Genomic DNA, 19,791 nt, shown 5'->3' on the forward strand with positions numbered 1-19,791 from the left:
GGCTAGTTGCTGCTTTCTCGATAAAAGTGGCGAAAAAGAACAATTAAGGTTGCTATTATCCCGCCTAATAAAGTTATGACAACACAAATCAAAGGTCTGTTGGGCTTAGCTTTTTTCTCGGGTTCTACTGCCGGGTCGAGCGTTTCAAAAATATATTCATCACGGACATTGGCCAACATCATAGTTTGCATTTGTTGCTCAATGAGTTCGGCAAAAACGTCTTGCATACTGGTAAGGCGAGTTTCTTGCATGCGTTCTTCGAGGTACGCGATACTTCTTTCTGCTTCAGTAACATCGCGCAGACGCATAACTTTATTCAAATCGGCAAGGAGTCGCGTTGCCCAGACAGAGGCAATTTCCGGGGAAGGATGGAAAACGACAATGGTCGCAAACCCTGTTTCTTTATCCTGCTCGATGACCAGAATATTATTACGGAACTCGTCCACTGCTTCCCACATCGAAGGTTGAGGCTTTTTAGGCGGTTCTACGTCACGCGTCCACTCACCGGTTTCTGGGTTGTAGATGTCAGTGTCGTAGCTTAGTTTCCTTGATATAGGACTCCACTCTTCTGCCGCCATAACCTCGGGTAAAATGTCATACTTAGTAATGAACTCAGAAAGGAATGCTCGTGAACTTAAAATTTCGAGGGCAATAGCTCCTTTGTCGGTCTGTTGAGCACTCAGGCCTCCCAAGCCAGCAATAGAACCAAGCCCACCAAGCTGACTTGCAAGACCACTTAGCCCACCACTTTTAGACTCTTCGGACTGGCCGACGGTCACATGGGCCCGGTAGATGTTGGGTAATGATAAAGCGATAACAACGCTCAACACAGCAAATATTGAGGTAAACGCAATAATAAACCACTTTTTGCGCCATGCGACCTGCCAGATCTCAATAATATTGACGTCGTTTTTCATCACTGGATTCCTTTAATTTCGCCGATTAATTACGACGGCCAATACCGCGATAAACAAAACCTAACTCTGCCATATCTTGTGGGTCGAACAGGTTACGACCATCAAATATCATCGGTGTTTTTAAGTTGTGTTTTAAGGTGTCCCACTCGGGCGCCCAGAACTCTTTCCACTCGGTGCATAAAATCAGTGCCGTTGCGTTTTCGGTGGCCTGATAGGGGCAGTCACAATAATGGATGGTGCCGGTGGTGTCTGCGTCCAGCTTTTCTTTTCTCAGATTATCCAGCGCCTGGGGATCAAACACGTTCACATCAGCGCCGGCGTTTAGCAGTAATTTTAAAACTTCTAAGCTGGGTGCCTCACGAATATCGTCGGTGTTGGGTTTAAAGGCAATACCCCAGAGTGCGAAGGTCTGCCCTTGTAGGCTGTCACCAAACTGTTCGATAACGGCTTTACCCAGTTTTTCTTTTTGCCGCGCGTTAACGCTGCGCACGGATGTTAGCATCTCGGCCTGGTAGCCCAGCTCTTCGGCGCAGCTGAGCAGGGCAATAGTGTCTTTCGGAAAGCACGAGCCGCCATAGCCACAGCCGGGGTAAATAAAGTGATAGCCGATGCGTGGATCAGAGCCGATGCCCCGACGGACATCGTCGATATCGGCGCCGCATAAATCGGCGATATTGGCCATTTCGTTCATAAAACTGATTTTTGTGGCCAGCATGCAGTTAGCGGCGTATTTGGTCAGCTCTGCACTAACGTTGTCCATAAAAATGATTTTATCGTGATTACGGTTAAAGGGGGCATAAAGCTCCAGCATGACCTCGCGAGAGTTCTGCTGTTCGGTGCCGATAATAATACGGTCTGGCTTGCGACAATCCGTAAGGGCGCTGCCTTCTTTTAAAAACTCGGGGTTTGACACCACATCAAAGTTAAGGGCTTCGCCGCGCTTATCCAGCTGCTCTTGTATGATGGCTTTTAGTTTGTCAGCTGTTTTAAGTGGCACCGTTGATTTGATGACAACCACCGACGGCTGAGTCATTTTCTGGCCGATTTCGGTTGCGACCGCATAAACGGCACGCATATCGGCCTGACCGTTTTCAGATTCGGGTGTGCCCACGGCAATGAAAATGGCGTCCTGGTCGGCGATGGCACTGGCGCCCTCAGCAGAAAAGGTCAGGTGGCCTTTGTCCTGTTGCGTGGTGATGACCGCGGATAAACCGGGTTCATATATATCAACAATGCCTTTTTTTAAATTATCGACGCGCTGTTGGTCGATATCAACGCAGGTTACTTTGTGTCCGCATTCTGCCATAACCGCGGCCTGAACCAAACCGACATAACCACATCCAAAAACTGAAACCTTCATGTCACTCTTCTTCCGTAAAAAAGTCTGAAGATGATACCCCAATCCCTGGCTGGGTAAAAGTGTCTTAGCGGGTAATGGTCATTCACAGTACTGTAAAATTAGGCTATTATGTTACTCCTTTACGGAAAATCTTCATTTTGATACTGCACGGAGAGATTGCATGCCAGCCATTGGCGTAATTTTGCTGACTTTTTTGGGTTGTATGTTGGCGATGGTTTGGTTAGGTCCGGTAGCGGAACGTATCGGCTTAGTTGACGTTCCTACTAAGCGCAAAGTTCATGCCGGGCATGTGCCCTTAATTGGCGGCATCGCCATGTTCGGAGCGCTGTTGCTGTCCTGTGTAATTTTTGCTGAATACACGCAGTTACTGGCTCTTTACTTAATTTCTTGTGGTTTTATTGTCTTTATTGGCGTACTGGACGATCGCTACGATTTACGCGTGTCATTACGTGTTGTCGCTCAGGTTCTTATCGCCTCGATTCTGGTTTTTGGCGCCGACATGCAGCTGGCGTCTTTTGGTAATTTGGTGGGCCTGGGTGATGTCAACCTGGGGCCTTTAGCGCCATTTATTACCATTGTGGCCGTGCTGGCGGCCATTAACTGCTTTAATATGGTCGATGGTATCGATGGTCTGGCGGGCACGATGGCGCTGGTTACCTTTTTGGGCATTTCTTACCTGGGGCTGCAAAGCGGTAACTGGAGCGTGGTGGTACTGACCTTTGTCGGAGCGACCATTGCCTACCTGATGTTTAACCTACGCTGGCCCTTTAAGCGTGTACCTAAAGTGTTTATGGGCGACGCCGGGTCGATGCTGATTGGTTTAACTGTGGTCTGGCTGTTGGTGATGAATACTCAGGGCAGCGACCCTCTGTTTCGGCCCGTCACCGGCCTTTGGCTGATTGCCTTGCCGCTGATGGACATGACGGCGATTATGTTTCGCCGTATGAAAAAAGGGCAAAGCCCCTTTGAGCCCGATCGGGAACACATACACCATATATTTTTACGCGTTGGTTTTACACCAGTGCAGAGCCTGGGCATTATTTCGCTGGTGGCTGTCGTTTTCGCAGTGGTTGGGATCCTCGGTGAGCAATATCAGGTACCCGAATGGTTTATGTTTGGTTTATTCCTGACTTTGTTTTTTGCCTACTGCCTGTCATTGCAGCACATCTGGCTATTGTCAAAATGGTTAAGACGTTGGCGCGGGATTAATAAAACCTGAAGGATTAACGGATGTTAAATGGACCTCACCTTTCTCTTGATTCGGACTTTCAGGGGCTTGATGCGAACGCGATACAAAGTAAGGTTCAGCTACCTGATAACTTTCAACAGCTGAAAAGTAACTTGCTCAGCGGCGATTTTAAGAATGTCACAGAAAGCCGCCCCGTTACCCACTGCCTGACCCGCTCAATACATTCCGTTGTCGACAGTAAAAAAAGCAGCCGTTTTTGTGAGATGGTGCGCAAGTTGCGCTCGGGTCGCTGGCTGGGTGCGACCGGAAAACCGATTACCGATGTGGTAAATATCGGCGTCGGCGGTTCGGATCTCGGCCCACAAATGGGTGCTTTTGCGCTGAAGGAATTTGCTGATGACTCGCCCCTGCACAGCCTTAATGTGCATTTTGTTTCTTCCATGGACGGTGGCCAGCTTTACGCGGTACTGCCCATTGTTGATCCCGAGACTACGCTGTTTGTTATTGCGTCTAAGTCTTTCGGTACCATTGATACCTTTGCGAATGTTGATACGGTGCGGGAGTGGATCCAGCCGACCCTTACTGAGAGCCAGTGGCTGGCTGAGCATGTGATCGGTGTGTCCTCAAATGCCAAAAAAATGATCGACTACGGTATTCCGGCTGCGCACCAGTTAACCTTTGGTGAAGGGGTCGGCGGGCGCTATTCGCTGTGGTCAGCCATCGGTTTAAGCATTGCGCTGGCTACCGGCGTGCGGGTGTTCGAGCGCATGCTGCAGGGCGCTGAAGCCATGGACAAACATTTTGTTGAGGCGCCGGTGGCTGAAAACATACCGGTACTGATGGCTTTATACGGTGTTTATAACCGCCAGCAGCGCGGTATCAATAATCTGGCGATTTTACCTTACGACGGGCGCCTGCGGATGCTGCCTTCGTACTTGCAGCAGCTGGATATGGAAAGTAACGGCAAAAGTGCCGGCTATAACGGTAAGGCCATTGAATATGCCACCGGACCAATCATCTGGGGCGGTTTTGGGCCTAATGGCCAGCACGCTTTTTTTCAGCATTTACATCAGGGCTATGATGAGTTTGCGGCCGATTTTATTATCGTGCTGTCCCGCAAAGCGCCGGGGTTTGAAGCTCCGGTAGCTGAGTCGCTGGCGAAACAACAGCGGCTGGCGGTGGCAAATGCACTGGCCCACCGGCGGTTGATGTGGTTTGGGTCTGATAACGGTGAGCCGCGCAATCATTATCCCGGAGGCCACCCGTCTAATGCTCTGGTCATGGACGAGCTGACGCCTGAGAGTTTCGGCGCGCTGCTGGCCGCGTATGAGCACAAGGTGTTTACGCAGGGTGTCATCTGGCAGATTAACTCCTTTGATCAGCCGGGTGTCGAGAAGGGCAAAAAGATCGCTATCGACGTGCTGGATGCTATCGAAAAAGGTACCCAACTTGAGGGTACCGATGAGTCCACTGCTCAGCTGATAGCAGCGACTCAAAAACAAAAATGATTCACCACTGAGTGCACGGAGAACACTGAGAAATTATATATAACGTAAACATAAGGACTGAGACTTGGTGTTTACCGCTAAATTTTTTCTCCGTGTCCTTTGTGGACTCTGTGGTAAAAAAATCTTTAAGGAGACAATCATGCTAAAGGATTTAGAAACGATTGCCCGTGATGCCGGTGCGGCGATTATGGAAATTTACAACAGCGATGACTTTGACGTGCAGCTTAAGGGCGATGACAGTCCGCTGACAAAAGCTGACCTTGCGGCGCATCATGTGATTGTTGACGGACTGAGCAAGCTTTCTGTGCAGTATCCGATTATTTCCGAGGAGTCGGCTGATATCGACTGGGATTTACGCCGGCATTGGCACCGCTATTGGCTGGTGGATCCGCTTGATGGCACCAAAGAATTTATTAAGCGAAACGGCGAGTTTACCGTTAACATCGCTTTGATTGAAAATGGTGAGGCGATTTGTGGTGTTGTCTACGCACCGGTACTTGATGCCATGTATACCGGTGAGCGTGACAAAGGTGCATTTTTAAACGGCCAGCCTATACAGGTGCAGTCTGAGCCGCCTGCAACCTTGAGGGTTGTTGGTTCGCGTTCTCACCCTTCTCCGGAAACTATCGACTGGCTGGACGCTTTAGGCAAGCCGTACGAAATGGTACCTATGGGCAGTTCGTTAAAAATTTGTCTGGTAGCTGAAGGTAAAGCTGACATATATCCCCGGCTAGGACCAACCTCAGAGTGGGATACAGCTGCCGCTCATGCGGTATTAAATGCCGCCGGTGGTTCGCTGACAACGCTTGATGAGCAGCCCCTGCGCTATAACCAGAAATCCTCTTTTTTGAACCCTCATTTTATTGCCCGGCCTTAAGCGAGAAAGAGCCACTGCTTATAGAAACACTTTGTAACAATCTCTGTTACAAAGTGTTTGAGAATGTTTGTACTATGGCGGTGCGTATTAACAACTGAATAACAAAGAGGTTCCAATGGCGCACAACGCTTTTAAACTGACGTCACTGTCAGTTGCTGTACTGCTCGGCCTGGCCGCCTGTGGCGGTGACGGAGATACTAATTTTGCGCCTGATGTGAGCGCACAGGATATTAACGGGGGCCTGCAGTGGGTCCCTGTCACCGGTCAGGTGACCGCTACTGATGCGAATAATGATTCGTTAACTTTTTCTGCCAGTGTCATGACGGCCGAGGGAGAGGAAGCCCCCGGAACGGTTTCAATTGATGGTAGCGGTCACTTTTCTTATCTGCCCTTAAGCGCAGACCCTGCGACATTGCAGATCAGTGTCAGCGATGGTATCGAAACAACCACCACGCAAGTGCAAGTTTCCGGTATTGCCGGCGATCCGCTGGCCTATCAGCAGTGGCACTTGCGTAACACGGGGCAGAAATCTTACTCACAAAGCGATGAGTTTCTGGACTTCCTGGTGAATATTCTGGGTTATCCGGAAGAGACGGCCCGGGAAATTTTCTTCGATGAGTCAGTTTTTCAGGCTGGCGAAGACATGAATGTCGTCGATGCTCACGTGCAGGGCGCTTTTGGCCAGGGCATGATGGTCGGTGTTGTTGACTCGGGTCTGGAAATTAATCACCCCGACTTACAGGCGAATGTTGCCGCTAACTTGTCTTTGAATGTGGTTCCCGGTGCACTTAATAAATCCGATCCTACCAGTACCTCGCTAACGGGCGATCATGGAACCTCGGTTGCCGGGTTAATCGCAGCGGTTGCCGGTAACGAAGAAGGTGGCCGTGGTGTTGCGCCAATGGCTAAAGTGTTCGGTGTTAACTATTTAGGCGGGCAGGGTACGCAGACCATACTTAACGCGGCGCTCAGTCACGGTCTGCCAGGTAGCGGAGTGTCTCAGTCTGATGAGGTGATTGCTTATAACCGCAGTTACGGTATCTCGCTGCCGTTTGCACTGTATTCCTCTGCAACCGATGAATCCTTCGAGCAATATGTGATGCTGGCTTTACGTGACGGTAAAGGGGCACTGAATGTTAAATCTGCGGGCAACTCTTTTGGAAGCACCGGCAACGCCGGCTACTTTGCCGGTATTTGTGATGCCAGTGGTGCAACAAGCTTAGGTTTAAGTTGTCTAAACGGTAACCTGGACCCATCTAACGCAAGTTTCTTTACCACCACAGTTGCTGCTGTTAACTCTGATGGCAACCACACCAGCTATTCAACGGCCGGCTCAAACGTCTTTGTTTCGGCACCGGCGGGCGAATACGGTTATGCTGCACCGGCGATGGTGACAACGGACCAGTCAACCTGTCTGCAGGGTTACTCAAGCTTCCCACGCCAGGATGCTCTTGACCAATCAACAGGTGTTCCGGGCTATTTTGCAGGCCTTTATCCGTTTAATGCGCCGGGCCATCCGGAAAACCCGGGGTGTAATAACACCTCGACCTTTAATGGTACGTCTTCTGCGGCTCCAAACACCTCGGGTGTGGTTGCTTTGATTGGCTCAGCGAATCCGGACTTAACTGCCCGTGAAATTCGTCACATCCTTGCCAATACCTCAACTCAGGTTGATGCAGACGATGAAGGTGTCGTGCTAAGCGTAGGTGAGGGCGAGTTTGTTGCTGACGCTGGCTGGGTAACCAACAGCGCTGGCTATAACTTTAACCTAAAATACGGTTTTGGCCGAGTTGATGCCGGCGAAGCGGTGCGTATGGCCAAATCTATGACGCCCGGCAGTATGGGCCAATTAGCATCGACCGGTTGGCTGGATGTCTCTCCGGAAACGGCCATCGATGTGCCTGACAATAACGCCGAAGGCGCAAGCTATAGCTTTGAAGCACCTGCCGGCTTAACTCTGGAAGGTTTACAGTTCCGCTTAACGGTAGCTAACGACGACTTGGCCGGTTGCCAGTTAACGACAGCCGGTAACGACCTGGCCGTTGAAGTGACTTCACCGGCTGGTACTAAAACACAGCTGCTGACCGGACGACAGGCAATTAACGTCGGTGCCGATGGATTCTGTAGTGAATACATCCTGGAAGACACGGTGTTTTTAGCGAATGCATTTTATGGTGAGCCGTCAGGCGGTGAGTGGACTGTGCGTCTGGTCGACACCAACGGCAGCGACTTAGTAGCAGACGGCCGTGCGCTGGGCGGTGCACAGGAAGCGACTTTTGCTAATAACAGTACGCCGACACGCCTGGAAGCTATTGCCGTGCGCGCCTTTGGTCACCAATAAAAACAGCTGGAGAAAGACTATGAAATCAATAAGTATTGTAACCCTGGCCGTTTCCAGCCTGATGGTGGCCAGCGCTTGTGCACAGGAATTGCCGGTGCCACAGCCGCAAAAGGACGAACAGGCATCAGCCTTTACCGGCGGTGAACGTGACTATAAAACCTATCAGTTTATTAACGAGCCGAAGCCGGCAGACGACACTAACCTGGCGGATCGCTCCGGTGAGCGTTTGTTAGCCGGCACCGAGATGGTTAATACCCTTTCGGGCAAAGAAGCCTTTGTTTCGGGCGTCGTATCGGTATTAACTGAGGGTGCAAATGCCGACGAGCTGGCTCAGCAATTCGGGCTGACGGTAGAGCGGGTCTACGGGCGTCTTAATCTTGTATTATTGCGAGCGCCGGAAGGTACCGACATGCTGCAGTTACGTCGCGACATGATGGACTATACCGGCGTCAGTAACGTCGATGTCGAAATCGTCGAGGCCTTGCGCGAGTCAGACGTGCTGCGTTAAGTTTATCAGCAGCATTGTTATGAAAAAGCCGCTTCGAAAGAAGCGGTTTTTTTATGGGCGCTCGTTATTGCGGGACGCAACACGTTTTACGTAGGTCGCGTCCCTGACGCGACATGTTTTATGTAGGTCGCGTCCCTGACGCGACACAGCAATCCCCCGGCCGCAATAAAACTGCAACGTAATTTGTGGTAAACTGATTAAAAATGTTCGCGCAAAAAGCGCAGACAAACGGGAGATGTTGTTATGAAACGCACGCTTTTAGCGGCCAGTGTGGCTTTATTAGCCGGCTCGGCAATGGCTGATGACCACCAGCAGCCAAATATTATTTATGTCATTGGCGATGGAATGGGCTTTGAATTCATCAGCGCCTATCGCTATGCGATGTCCGATTTAGAAACCAAAACCATGGCAGAAACCCAGTTTGATCATTACCTGACCGGCGCGGCCATGACTTACCCGGAAGATGATACCTGGGTGACCGATTCAGCCGCCAGCGCGACCGCTCTGGCAACCGGCGAAAAGTCCTATAACGGTGCCATCGGCATGGACAACGATAAAACATCGCTGAAAACGGTGATGGAATACGCCAAAGACAGTGGCTACATGACCGGGTCGGTATCGACCTCTCAGATTAACCACGCCACGCCGGCTTCATTTTTCGCTCACCACCCCTCGCGCTATGAGTACAATCAGATTGCCGATCTTATGGGTCAGCAGATCCTCGATGGCGACGCGGCTTATGATGTAATTTTAGGTGGCGGTCAGCAGTATTTTATCCGTGACGATAAAAACTGGGCCGAACTGATTGAGCAGCAGGGCGTGTCCGTAATTACCGATATGCAGCAGCTGGAACAGATTCAGCAGGCACCGGTCATGGGCTTGTTTGCGCCTAAAGGCCTGCCCCATGCGATTGACGAAGGTAAGGACTCACTTGCCCGTATGACATCAACAGCACTGCGTTTGCTGGGCAATGGTGATAAACCCTTTGCGCTGATGATCGAGGGCAGCCAGATTGACTGGTGTGGTCATGCTAATGACATTGCCTGTGCCGTGCACGAGATGGATTCTCTTAACAAGACCCTGGAAGTGGTTAACGAGTACATCGAAAATAATCCGAATACTTTATTTGTAATGACTGCCGACCATTCTACCGGTGGTTTAACGTTGGGCCGTGACGGCGAATATGCCTGGTACTCGGATCGGGTTATGGATATCGAGCATTCAATTGCCTACATGCGCGAAAAGATGCTGGTGATGGATGCTGACCTTTGGCCTCGTTATGTTGCGGATCTGGTGAACTTTGAGCTGACTGCTGAACACATTGAGCGCCTGGCCGCCGCTTCCGCCCTTGAGGGTGAAGTACGCGAAGACGCGCTGCATCAGGCGCTGGCTTATATTACCGGCGATATCACCGGCACCGGCTGGACAAGCTCAGGTCACACCGCCGTTGACGTGCCCGTGTACGCCACCGGCCCCCACAGCGAGCAATTCCGCGGCTTTATGGACAACACCCAACTCGGCAAACGCCTAATCGACATCGTAAGGTAGGTCGCGTCCTGACGCGACAAGGTGGTTCGTCGATGATTGTTTGTTACGTGCGTCAGGACGCACGCTACGCCGGTTTGTAGGTCGCGTCCTGACGCGACAAGGTGGTTTGTCGATGATTGTCCGTTACGTGCGTCAGGACGCACGGTACACCGGTTTGTAGGTCGCGTCCTGACGCGACAAGGTGGTTTGTCGATGATTGTTTGTTACGTGCGTCAGGACGCACGCTACGCCGGTTTGTACGTCGCGTCCTGACGCGACAAGGTGGTTTGTCGATGATTGCTTGTTACGTGCGTCAGGACGCACGCTACGCCGGTTTGTAGGTCGCGTCCTGACGCGACAAGGTGGTTTGTCGATGATTGTTTGTTACGTGCGTCAGGACGCACGCTACGCCGGTTTGTAGGTCGCGTCCTGACGCGACAAGGTTTTGATTGCGGTGGCTGGATTAATGAAGTTTTTCAATAAAGAACTCAGTTGGTTGTCGTTTAACGAGCGGGTGCTTCAGGAAGCTGCTGATGATGCTGTGCCGGTTATCGAGCGTATTCGTTTTCTGGGCATTTTCTCGAGCAACATGGACGAGTTTTTTCAGGTTCGGGTGGCCGATGTCCGCCGTCGTATCTTTTTTAGTAAGAACGACGAAAAGCGTAAAAAGAACGAGCAGCTGATGGCGGCGCTGCAGGAAAAAGTCCTGCTGCTGCAACAGCAGTTTGATCAGGTGCTCGAGCGAGTACTGGCAGCTTTGGCGGATGAAGATATTCTGCTGTTGCAGGCTGATCAGCTTGACGACGACGAGCAGCAGCGCCTGCGACAGTTCTTTATTGAAAAAATCCGCCGCTTTGTGGTGCCGATTTTAATCAGCGACAAGACCCCGCTGGGCAACATTCTGCGCGAAGATGAAAATTACTTATGCGTTGAAATTCTCGGTCCGCAGGGTATTGAATACGCTCTTATCGAAGTCCCCTGTGATTCTGTCGATCGTTTTATCCGGTTGCCGGGGCCAAAACGCTCCGAGCAACACAAACTACTGTTTTTAGATGATATTTTACAGTTAAATCTGGCCGAGCTGTTCCGCGGTATGGTGCCGTTCCAGCGCTTACGTTCGTTTTCTTTTAAAATGACCCGGGACTCTGAGTACCGGCCCTCTGATGATATCGAACAAAGTGTGCTGGAGCGCATGGAAGAGGGCTTAAAGCAGCGTATTAAAGCCGACCCGGTGCGGCTGGTTTACGACAAGCAGATGCCCCACGAAATGCTGGCGTTTTTAAGCGATAAGTTACAGCTTAACCCGTTTGATTCACTGGTGGCCGGGGGCCGTTATCGTAACACCCGGGATTTTGCCAAGTTTCCTAATTACGGCCGGGTATCTCTTGAGCATCGCAGCCAGCCGGCCTTGATGCATCCAAAGTTTGAACGTTTTGATAATGTCTTTGACGCCATTCAGGCCAGCGACATTCTGCTTTATTACCCCTATCACCGCTTTTCTCAGTTTACGGAATTTGTCCGTCAGGCGGCTTATGATCCCAAGGTCACCCGTATCGCGCTGTGTATTTACCGGGTCGCACCGAACTCGCGGGTGGTCCGTTCGCTTGCCAACGCGGTGCAAAACGGTAAGCAGGTAACCGTTATGGTAGAGCTGCAGGCGCGTTTTGACGAGGAAGCAAACATCGAGTGGGCGAAAGAACTGACCGAGGCAGGCGTTCGGGTCAGCTTTGGTATTCAGGGCCTAAAAGTACACTCAAAACTGCTGATGGTATACCGGCAGGAAGCGATGACAGAGCGCAAGTACGCGGTCATTGGTACCGGTAATTTTCATGAAGGCACTGCGCAGGTGTATACCGACTTCAGCCTGTTTACCTGCAAGCCGGAGCTTTGTAACGATGTGCAAAGTGTCTTTCAGTATCTTGAGCAGCCTTATAAAACACCGGTTTTTCATCATCTGATGGTAGCGCCGATTACTATGCGCCAGCGCCTGTCTGCATTGATTGATGAAGAGATTGAGCAGGCACAGCAGGGGCGGCGGGCGGAAATCTTTATCAAAGTGAATAACCTGGTTGATAAAAAGCTGATTGTGCAGCTTTATCGCGCTTCGCGGGCGGGGGTTAAAGTCCGCTGTCTGGTGCGTGGTATGTGCTCGTTACGGGCCGGCGTAGAGGGCTTAAGCGAGAACATCGAAGTGCGCAGTATTGTCGACCGGTATCTGGAGCATGCGCGGGTTTTCCTTTTTGCTCATGGCGACAATCCGCAGGTTTATATCGCCTCCGCCGACATCATGAAACGTAACCTGGACCACCGCGTTGAAGTCGCCTGTCCGTTAACGGACCGGACGGCCCGTGAAGATGTTGTCCAGGTTATGGAAATGCAGTGGCGGGACCGGGCAAAGGCCCGTATCGTGGACGCCGAGCAGAAAAATGTCTATTGTTGTGCTCATGAGCACAAAGCGGGCAATCGTCTGATGCGCTCTCAACCGGCGATTTACCGGTATTTTAAAAACCGTACCTATTAATCTGCTGCTGTCTTACGCCACCAAGTGAGTTGCTATGACCGACCCTAAAACTGCCGAGCCGCAGCATTTTGCTGCGCTGGATCTCGGCTCCAACAGTTTTCACCTGCTGATTGCCCGGGTTGTCGAAGGGCAGCTGCAGCCGGTGCTGAAACTGAAACAGCCGGTACAGCTGGGCGAGGGCACCAGTAAAAGTCAGCGTTATCTGACTGATGATGCGATAAACCGAGGTATCGAGGCGCTGCGTCAGTGCGCACCGCGGCTGGAGGGTTTTAGCAAAGATCAGGTAACGGTGGTGGCTACACATACCCTGCGTAAAGCGAAAAATCGTAAACGTTTTTTGGCCGAGGCGGCTAAAGTACTGCCGTTTCCCATCGAGGTGATCTCCGGTCGTGAAGAAGCGCGGCTGATTTTTCGTGGCGTTTCGGAAACCAACGCCGAAAACGGCCTGCAGCTGGTTATTGACATCGGTGGCGGCAGCACTGAGTTTGCGGTCGGCGTAAAACGCCAGTCGCAGTTTTTAAGCTCTCGCAGTATCGGCAGTCTGGCCTGCTCTGAAGCCTATTTTAAAAACGGTAAAATCACCGCAAAACGCTTTAAAAAAGCCATTGTTTATGCCCGTCAGCAGACCGAGCCGGTGGCCAATTATCTGGCCGACAAACAGCTGGCCAGTGTATTTGGTACTTCGGGTACTATAAAAGCGATCGATCAGTGGATCAGCCGCCGCCAGGGCGAGGCATCTCATGCTATTACCCTGGAGCAACTGCAGTGTTGTCAGGATGAGTTAGTTAATGCCGGATCGGTAAGTAACTTGCCGGATTATGGGTTATCGCCGGAGCGTCAGCGCTCGCTGGCCGGAGGGCTGGCGGTACTCATCGGCGTGTTTGAAGAGCTGAATCTAACACAGCTGAAGCCTCACGATGCGGCACTGCGTGAAGGTGTGCTTTATGAGCTGGCGGACGAAGTTCTGACCCACCTGGATGTTCGCGAGCGCACTATTAACAGCCTGGCGCGGCGCTATTCTGTTGACGCAGACCAGGCTGCCCGGGTCTGGTCGACCACGCAGTTGATTTGGCAGGGGGTTGCCGATGACTGGGGAGTCAACGATAACGACCTGTACGTTTTACTGGAAGGCGCGGCGATGTTGCACGAGGTGGGGCTGAGCATCAGTGCCAGTGGCGTGCAGAAACATTCCGGCTATATTTTGGCCAATGCCTATATGCCGGGCTTTAATGCCGAAGAGCAAAGTTTTTTGGCGACGGTGGTGCGCTTTTTTCGTAAAAAAATTCTCATGTCTGAATTTCCCGAGCTGGCGCTGTTTAGTCAAAACCAACAGGTTAAGCTGACTATTATGCTGCGCCTGGCTGTCATCGTGAACAGTGACCGGCAGGACCGGAAGCTGTTAAAAAAAGCCGTGGCGGACGGCACCCGGCTTTTTTTAACCCTGACCGAAGAGGCCAAATCGGATCCCGTCCTGCAGGCCCAGCTAGCGCAGGAAACCCACACCCTGAACCGCGTTGGGTACCAGCTGAATTACGACCCGTAGGTCGCGTCCTGACGCGACATGGTGCGGCGGTTTGTAAATGATCCGTGCGTCAGGACGCACGCTACGCCGATTTGTAGGTCGCGTCCTGACGCGACATGGTACGCCGGTTTGTAAATGATCCGTGCGTCAGGACGCACGCTACGCCGATTTGTAGGTCGCGTCCTGACGCGACATGGTAAGCCGGTTTGTAAATGATCCGTGCGTCAGGACGCACGCTACGCCGATTTGTAGGTCGCGTCCTGACGCGACACGGTACGCCGGTTTGTAAATGATTCGTGCGTCAGGACGCACGGTACGTCGTGTTCCGTGCGTTGATATATAAAAATGCAAAAAACGGCGAAACTGTTATAATTGTATCAGTTTATATAAATAATGAGCCGAAATTGCTACTATTATGACACTTAGTTTAAAAACCGCTTATGATGTTCAGAGCGAGCTTAAAGTCGTGCTGCGAAATAGGCGCCGAAAAAACGGAATGACGGTAGAGGCCTTGTCAGAACGCTCCGGTGTGCCCTACGGCACCATCCGTAAATTTGAGCGCAATGGGAATATCTCTTTGCGCCAATTTTTGATGCTGGTTGAAGCCTTAGGTGATCTGGACCTTTTAAGGAGCCTGACGCAACCCGAAACCACACCTTCTTCAATCGAAGAGGTGCTTAAAAATGCTTGAAGCGCCCCTTGAAGTGCTGCGAACACTCTCGGATGGCCGACGTATTCCGGTTGGTACCCTGGCAGAAAATAAAACCGGCGTTTTTTTTCAGTATCACGCCGGTTACCTGCAACGTCATTCCAGCCTTTCTCCATTTAAACTTGCTGCAATAACACAATTACAAAAAGCGCCTGCGCAGCCCCACTTTGGCTTACACGGTGTTTTTTCTGATAGTTTACCGGACGGCTGGGGTTTATATCTCATGGACCGTGTGCTGAGGAATAAAGGCTACAACCCCCAGAGAGTTTCTGCGTTAGAGCGCTTGGCTTTTGTTGGGTCGAATTGCCTGGGGGCATTGTCATATTCACCACAAAAGGCTCTGGTTGATCCCTTGCCCGGTGATTTTGCGATTGTCCGGCTTGGGCGTGAGGCTGTTAAGGAATTTGAGGGCAGCGAAACTGAACTTATTGACTATCTTCATGAGGCTGGCGGGTCGGGTGGAGCCCGTCCAAAGTTAAATGCTACCCGGCTAGCAGACGGGAGCTACTCGACACGGCTGGATACCGTCGGAACTCCGGTGCTGATCAAGTTAACATCTGACAGGTTCGCATTAAAAAACGAAGAGAGCCTGGTCGAATATCTGTACCTGGATATGGCCAGAGCGGCGGGCATTGAAGTACCACAATATTCACTATTTAATGCTGATAAAACCGACCGTTGGCTGCAGCAAACACGATTCGACTGCTCAGAAAAAGGGCGCTACCACCTAATTTCCGCTGCTGGTCTACTGGACGCTTCCTTTCGTGAACCCGCACTGGATTACGTGGATTTAATCAAAGCCACGCGACTTTTATGTGGAGTAAGTGAAGCTCAAAACCTGTTAAAGCGTGCTCTGTTTAACTTTTTAACGGTTAATCAGGATGACCACGCCAAAAATTTTAGTTTTCTGGCTGATGATGATGACAATTGGCGCTTATCACCGGCATACGATTTGGTCTACAGCCCGATGTCTTTTAATGAGCATATGACGTCATTTAATGGAAGTGGTACTGGGCCGGACAAAAAAGCGCTTGAAGAAATGGGGGGACAAGCAGGATTCTCCTCACTAAAGCCGGTTTACGAAATGATTGAACAGCTGATTTCAGTTGTCAGGCAGTTTGGCCGGCAACCAGTTGGTGGCGAGCTGAAAAAAGAAACGCGGCAGCTAATAAAAGCCGATATTGAAGGCAAAATTGCCACTCTGTCTGCAGCGTGCCGCTGAATCGCCAGGAGTCTGTACGTCGCGTCCTGACGCGACATGTTGATCCGTGCGTCAGGACGCACGGTACGCCGGTTTGTAGGTCGCGTCCTGACGCGACATGGTACGCCGGTTTGTAAATGATCCGTGCGTCAGGACGCACGCTACTAGAACTTGTACATTGCCATGAATTGCAGGCGGTTGAGGTCGCCGTCGATGCCGGCTTCGGTTTCACGGTTGGCCTGGGAGATTTCTGCGCCGAAGGTCAGTGACGGATCCGGTGAGTACATCAAGTTCACGGCCAGACGTTGGCTGTACTCGGTGGTATCGCCGGTCAGGTTCAGCATGGCGTCGTCGTTATCCGACCAGCCCCGTGAATAGACAACGTTGGTACGTACCTGCTCAGTCCAGAAGTGGCGGTAAGCAAACGACACGCCTGTGGAGTCGATGGCTTCCAGCTCGTTATTGGCGTCAATGTAAGCGCCGTTAAACAAGTTCAGACCAAGATAACGGCCAATACCTGAACCGGTTGTGACCGAGGCGCGGATGTCATCCATACCAAAGCTGTAGCGTGCTCCGAAACTTACCCCATAGCCAAAAGTCGTTTCATCATCGCCGGTAGTCCCGACATCATAGCTTAGCTGGCGCAATAGCGCCGATGCCTGCCAGACCAGGTTGTCTGCGGTGCCGGTGTACTTAAAGGTAACATCCGGCATTACGCCGTCGCTGGAAACAATGCGACCGCCACCTGCCGGGGTTACGGTGGTTTCCGGGTTTTCGATAGAGGCACTGAAACCGCCGTTGGTGTAGCGGATTTGTGCCTGGCGGTTAAAGACAATACCGTCGGTAACACCGATAAAATCGACTGACTCGGCCAGGATGTTTAAGTCCTGGAAGTTAGACCAGGTTTGGCCAAAGGTCCAGTTGCCGTAGCGCAGAAACGCCTGACGCAGACGGGGGTTGTATGAATTTGAAATACGCTGATCGCCGTCCGGTGTCAGCATAAAGTCCATTTCGATATGGCTGGTGATGGTTTTACCGTTAGCCAGCTCGGTTTCGCTTTGTACAAAAAAGCGTGACTGGCGGGCATGAAAATCGGTGGTCAGATCGTCGCCGTCACCGCCAACAGGGGTAATGCTTGGGATATACATTTGTCGTCCGATGCTGCCGCTGGCCGGCGCATTGCCGTCGGCGTAGTCAGAAACCATTAAATCCAGTTTTACATAACCACCAAAATCAAATTCGGTATCTGCTGCCTGCGCGCCCATGCTAAGGACACTTAAGACCGCAGCGCCGGCTGCGCTGCGGGTAAAGAGGTTCATTTTAGTTGCTTTAGCCATGGTGTTCTCCCGTGTAAGGCAAATGATATTGTTATTCTTATAAACGTTGTTGATTCTCGATAATTGTTCAAAATTTCGCAATCTAGACTATGGTCTAATAGCCGCAAGGCCGTGTATTTCGTACAAAAGGGTCATTCAGTGAATTAAGGAGGAAGTGGTAATGTCGCAGCTTTATACCGTGCCGGATCACATAAAACAAAAAACAAAAATTGATAACGACCAATATCTGAAAATGTACCAGCAGTCGGTTGATGACCCCGAGGCTTTTTGGTCGGAGCAGGGTAAACGAATCACCTGGTTTACGCCATACACCAAGGTTAAAAATACCACTTTTGAAACATCTAATAGTGGCTCTGAGTCAACGGGTGTTGATATTAAGTGGTTTGAAGACGGCACCCTGAATGCCTGTTACAACTGTGTCGATCGCCACTTAGCTGATAAAGCTGATAAAACCGCTATTATCTGGGAAGGCGATGACCCCAGCGTTGATCGCCACATTAGCTACCGACAGTTACACCAGGAAGTTTCACGTTTTGCTAACGGCCTAAAAAAGCTGGGTGTTGGCAAGGGCGACCGGGTAGCTATTTATATGCCGATGGTGCCGGAAGCTGCTTATGCAATGCTGGCCTGCGCCCGGATTGGTGCCGTGCACTCGGTTATTTTCGGTGGCTTTTCACCCAACGCCATTGCCGATCGCATCAATGATTGCGAAGCAAAAGCCGTGATCACGGCGGACGAGGGCCGTCGCGGTGGCGGTACTATCGGCCTGAAGAAAAACGTCGATGCGGCAGTAGCCGATGATGCCTGTCCGACCCTTGAGCATGTCATTGTCGCGCGGGTTACCGAAGGCGAGGTGAACTGGGACGACAGCCGTGATGTCTGGTGGCACGAGCTGGTGGCCGATGTCAGCAATGAATGTCAGGCCGAGGTGATGAACGCCGAAGATCCGCTATTTATTCTTTATACCTCGGGTTCGACCGGTAAACCGAAGGGCGTAGTTCACACCACCGGTGGCTACATGGTTTATGCGTCGATGACCCACGAATACGTCTTTGATTGCCACGATGACGATGTTTACTGGTGCGCGGCTGACGTCGGCTGGATCACGGGTCACTCCTATATTGTTTATGGGCCTTTTGCCAACGGTGCAACGTCATTGATGTTTGAAGGGGTACCCACCTATCCGGGTGTGGGCCGCATCGGCGAGATTGTTGATAAGCATCAGGTAACGATTTTATACACCGCACCGACTGCAATCCGCGCCCTAATGGCAAAAGGCGACGAAGCGGCGAAAACCTCAAGCCGTGACAGCCTGCGTATTTTAGGTAGTGTCGGTGAGCCGATAAACCCTGAAGCCTGGCAGTGGTATCATCAGCGTATTGGTAACGGCAAGTGTCCGATTGTTGATACCTGGTGGCAGACCGAAACCGGTGGCATTATGATCACGCCGTTGCCGGGTGCTACGGACTTAAAACCCGGCTCGGCAACCCGGCCGTTTTTCGGGGTTAAGCCTGCGCTGGTGGACAGTGAAGGTAATAAGCTGGAAGGCGAAGCTGAGGGTGGCCTGATTATCGAAGATTCCTGGCCGGGTCAGATGCGCACGCTTTGGGGCGACCACGAGCGCTTCGAGCAGACGTATTTTTCGACCTACAAAGGGGTTTATTTTACCGGTGACGGCGCACGTCGTGACAAGGACGGCTATTACTGGATAACCGGCCGGGTTGATGACGTGTTAAACGTATCCGGTCACCGCTTGGGTACCGCTGAAATTGAGAGTGCGCTGGTGGCTCACGAGTCGGTAGCCGAAGCCGCAGTGGTTGGCTTCCCGCACGATATTAAAGGCCAGGGTATTTATGTGTACGTAACGCCGGTCGAAGGTGTTGAAGTCAGTGACGAGCTGACCAAAGAGGTGCGCAACTGGGTACGCTCGGAGCTAAGCCCCATTGCCACCCCGGATCTGATTCACTGGACCACAGGCATGCCGAAAACACGCTCCGGCAAAATCATGCGCCGCATTCTGCGCAAAATTGCCGCCAACGAGTTCGACAGCCTGGGCGACACCTCAACCCTCGCCGATCCCTCCGTGGTCGACTCGCTCATCGAACACCGCAAAAACAAGTAACCCGCGCCCCGTTGTAGCTCGCGCCAGGTTGTAGCTCGCGTCCTGCTGTAGCTCGCGTCCTGACGCGAGCATTGCGGGCCCCGGCTGAACGAAAATGGCTGATGTTCGACACCCCTTATCCAAGAGACGCCCGTGAACCCATCCCTGGGGGG

General features: G+C 51.6%; 14 protein-coding genes. 11 read left to right on the top strand and 3 right to left on the bottom strand.

Going from position 1 to position 19,791, the window contains the following annotated elements:
- Nucleotides 1–2: 2 nt before the first annotated feature.
- Nucleotides 3–917, bottom strand: a complete 915-nt coding sequence (locus tag LG288_RS02810) for a Wzz/FepE/Etk N-terminal domain-containing protein (protein WP_404401823.1) — start codon at nt 915–917, stop codon at nt 3–5.
- Nucleotides 918–942: 25 nt separating this feature from the next.
- Nucleotides 943–2,277, bottom strand: a complete 1,335-nt coding sequence (locus LG288_RS02815) for a UDP-glucose dehydrogenase family protein (RefSeq protein WP_404401825.1) — start codon at nt 2,275–2,277, stop codon at nt 943–945.
- Between the two features lie 160 nt (nt 2,278–2,437).
- Here LG288_RS02815 and wecA point away from each other — a divergent pair, with 160 nt between their 5' ends.
- From wecA to LG288_RS02865, 10 genes are all read left to right on the top strand, one after another.
- A complete protein-coding gene (gene wecA / locus LG288_RS02820) occupies nt 2,438–3,496 on the top strand; it encodes a UDP-N-acetylglucosamine--undecaprenyl-phosphate N-acetylglucosaminephosphotransferase (protein WP_404401827.1) in 1,059 nt (352 codons plus the stop codon).
- 11 nt (nt 3,497–3,507) lie between these two features.
- Nucleotides 3,508–4,974 carry a glucose-6-phosphate isomerase gene (pgi, locus tag LG288_RS02825; protein WP_404401829.1) on the top strand — a complete coding sequence of 489 codons (1,467 nt, stop codon included), beginning with the start codon at nt 3,508–3,510 and terminating at the stop codon, nt 4,972–4,974.
- 139 nt (nt 4,975–5,113) lie between these two features.
- Entirely contained in the window at nt 5,114–5,851 is a 738-nt protein-coding gene (cysQ, locus tag LG288_RS02830; RefSeq protein ID WP_404401831.1) for a 3'(2'),5'-bisphosphate nucleotidase CysQ, read from the top strand.
- Between the two features lie 115 nt (nt 5,852–5,966).
- Nucleotides 5,967–8,192: a S8 family serine peptidase gene (locus LG288_RS02835; protein ID WP_404401833.1), complete on the top strand. Its 2,226-nt coding sequence runs from the start codon at nt 5,967–5,969 to the stop codon at nt 8,190–8,192.
- A 19-nt stretch (nt 8,193–8,211) separates the two neighbouring features.
- Nucleotides 8,212–8,700, top strand: coding sequence for a hypothetical protein (locus LG288_RS02840; protein ID WP_404401835.1), 489 nt, complete (start codon nt 8,212–8,214; stop codon nt 8,698–8,700).
- 243 nt (nt 8,701–8,943) lie between these two features.
- Nucleotides 8,944–10,248 (top strand): alkaline phosphatase, encoded by a 1,305-nt coding sequence (locus LG288_RS02845; protein WP_404401837.1) that lies wholly within the window; start codon nt 8,944–8,946, stop codon nt 10,246–10,248.
- A gap of 445 nt (nt 10,249–10,693) precedes the next feature.
- On the top strand, nt 10,694–12,748 hold the full coding sequence (gene ppk1 / locus LG288_RS02850; protein WP_404401839.1) for a polyphosphate kinase 1: 2,055 nt from the start codon (nt 10,694–10,696) through the stop codon (nt 12,746–12,748).
- A gap of 34 nt (nt 12,749–12,782) precedes the next feature.
- Nucleotides 12,783–14,291: an exopolyphosphatase gene (locus LG288_RS02855; protein WP_404401840.1), complete on the top strand. Its 1,509-nt coding sequence runs from the start codon at nt 12,783–12,785 to the stop codon at nt 14,289–14,291.
- 394 nt (nt 14,292–14,685) lie between these two features.
- Nucleotides 14,686–14,961 carry a helix-turn-helix domain-containing protein gene (locus LG288_RS02860; RefSeq protein ID WP_404401842.1) on the top strand — a complete coding sequence of 92 codons (276 nt, stop codon included), beginning with the start codon at nt 14,686–14,688 and terminating at the stop codon, nt 14,959–14,961.
- Nucleotides 14,954–16,201 (top strand): type II toxin-antitoxin system HipA family toxin, encoded by a 1,248-nt coding sequence (locus LG288_RS02865; RefSeq protein WP_404401844.1) that lies wholly within the window; start codon nt 14,954–14,956, stop codon nt 16,199–16,201. Before LG288_RS02860 ends, LG288_RS02865 begins: the two co-directional genes overlap by 8 nt.
- A 143-nt stretch (nt 16,202–16,344) precedes the next feature.
- Here the strand turns inward: LG288_RS02865 and LG288_RS02870 are convergent, their stop codons facing one another.
- On the bottom strand, nt 16,345–17,517 hold the full coding sequence (locus tag LG288_RS02870) for a DcaP family trimeric outer membrane transporter (RefSeq protein WP_404401846.1): 1,173 nt from the start codon (nt 17,515–17,517) through the stop codon (nt 16,345–16,347).
- Between the two features lie 160 nt (nt 17,518–17,677).
- On the opposite strand from LG288_RS02870, the gene acs reads away from it, so the two are divergent.
- Nucleotides 17,678–19,639 (top strand): acetate--CoA ligase, encoded by a 1,962-nt coding sequence (acs, locus tag LG288_RS02875; protein ID WP_404401848.1) that lies wholly within the window; start codon nt 17,678–17,680, stop codon nt 19,637–19,639.
- The last annotated feature ends 152 nt before the right edge of the window (nt 19,640–19,791 follow it).

The sequence above is a fragment of the Idiomarina seosinensis genome, assembly GCF_044797955.1.
In the GTDB taxonomy this organism is placed as follows: Bacteria; Pseudomonadota; Gammaproteobacteria; order Enterobacterales; family Alteromonadaceae; genus Idiomarina; species Idiomarina seosinensis_A.

Bases quoted from the DNA above. Each gene is read 5' to 3' on its own strand.
- LG288_RS02810 (WP_404401823.1), bottom strand. From the start codon at position 917: ATGAAAAACGACGTCAATATTATTGAGATCTGGCAGGTCGCATGGCGC.
- LG288_RS02815 (WP_404401825.1), bottom strand. From the start codon at position 2,277: ATGAAGGTTTCAGTTTTTGGATGTGGTTATGTCGGTTTGGTTCAGGCC.
- wecA (WP_404401827.1), top strand. From the start codon at position 2,438: ATGCCAGCCATTGGCGTAATTTTGCTGACTTTTTTGGGTTGTATGTTG.
- pgi (WP_404401829.1), top strand. From the start codon at position 3,508: ATGTTAAATGGACCTCACCTTTCTCTTGATTCGGACTTTCAGGGGCTT.
- cysQ (WP_404401831.1), top strand. From the start codon at position 5,114: ATGCTAAAGGATTTAGAAACGATTGCCCGTGATGCCGGTGCGGCGATT.
- LG288_RS02835 (WP_404401833.1), top strand. From the start codon at position 5,967: ATGGCGCACAACGCTTTTAAACTGACGTCACTGTCAGTTGCTGTACTG.
- LG288_RS02840 (WP_404401835.1), top strand. From the start codon at position 8,212: ATGAAATCAATAAGTATTGTAACCCTGGCCGTTTCCAGCCTGATGGTG.
- LG288_RS02845 (WP_404401837.1), top strand. From the start codon at position 8,944: ATGAAACGCACGCTTTTAGCGGCCAGTGTGGCTTTATTAGCCGGCTCG.
- ppk1 (WP_404401839.1), top strand. From the start codon at position 10,694: ATGAAGTTTTTCAATAAAGAACTCAGTTGGTTGTCGTTTAACGAGCGG.
- LG288_RS02855 (WP_404401840.1), top strand. From the start codon at position 12,783: ATGACCGACCCTAAAACTGCCGAGCCGCAGCATTTTGCTGCGCTGGAT.
- LG288_RS02860 (WP_404401842.1), top strand. From the start codon at position 14,686: ATGACACTTAGTTTAAAAACCGCTTATGATGTTCAGAGCGAGCTTAAA.
- LG288_RS02865 (WP_404401844.1), top strand. From the start codon at position 14,954: ATGCTTGAAGCGCCCCTTGAAGTGCTGCGAACACTCTCGGATGGCCGA.
- LG288_RS02870 (WP_404401846.1), bottom strand. From the start codon at position 17,517: ATGGCTAAAGCAACTAAAATGAACCTCTTTACCCGCAGCGCAGCCGGC.
- acs (WP_404401848.1), top strand. From the start codon at position 17,678: ATGTCGCAGCTTTATACCGTGCCGGATCACATAAAACAAAAAACAAAA.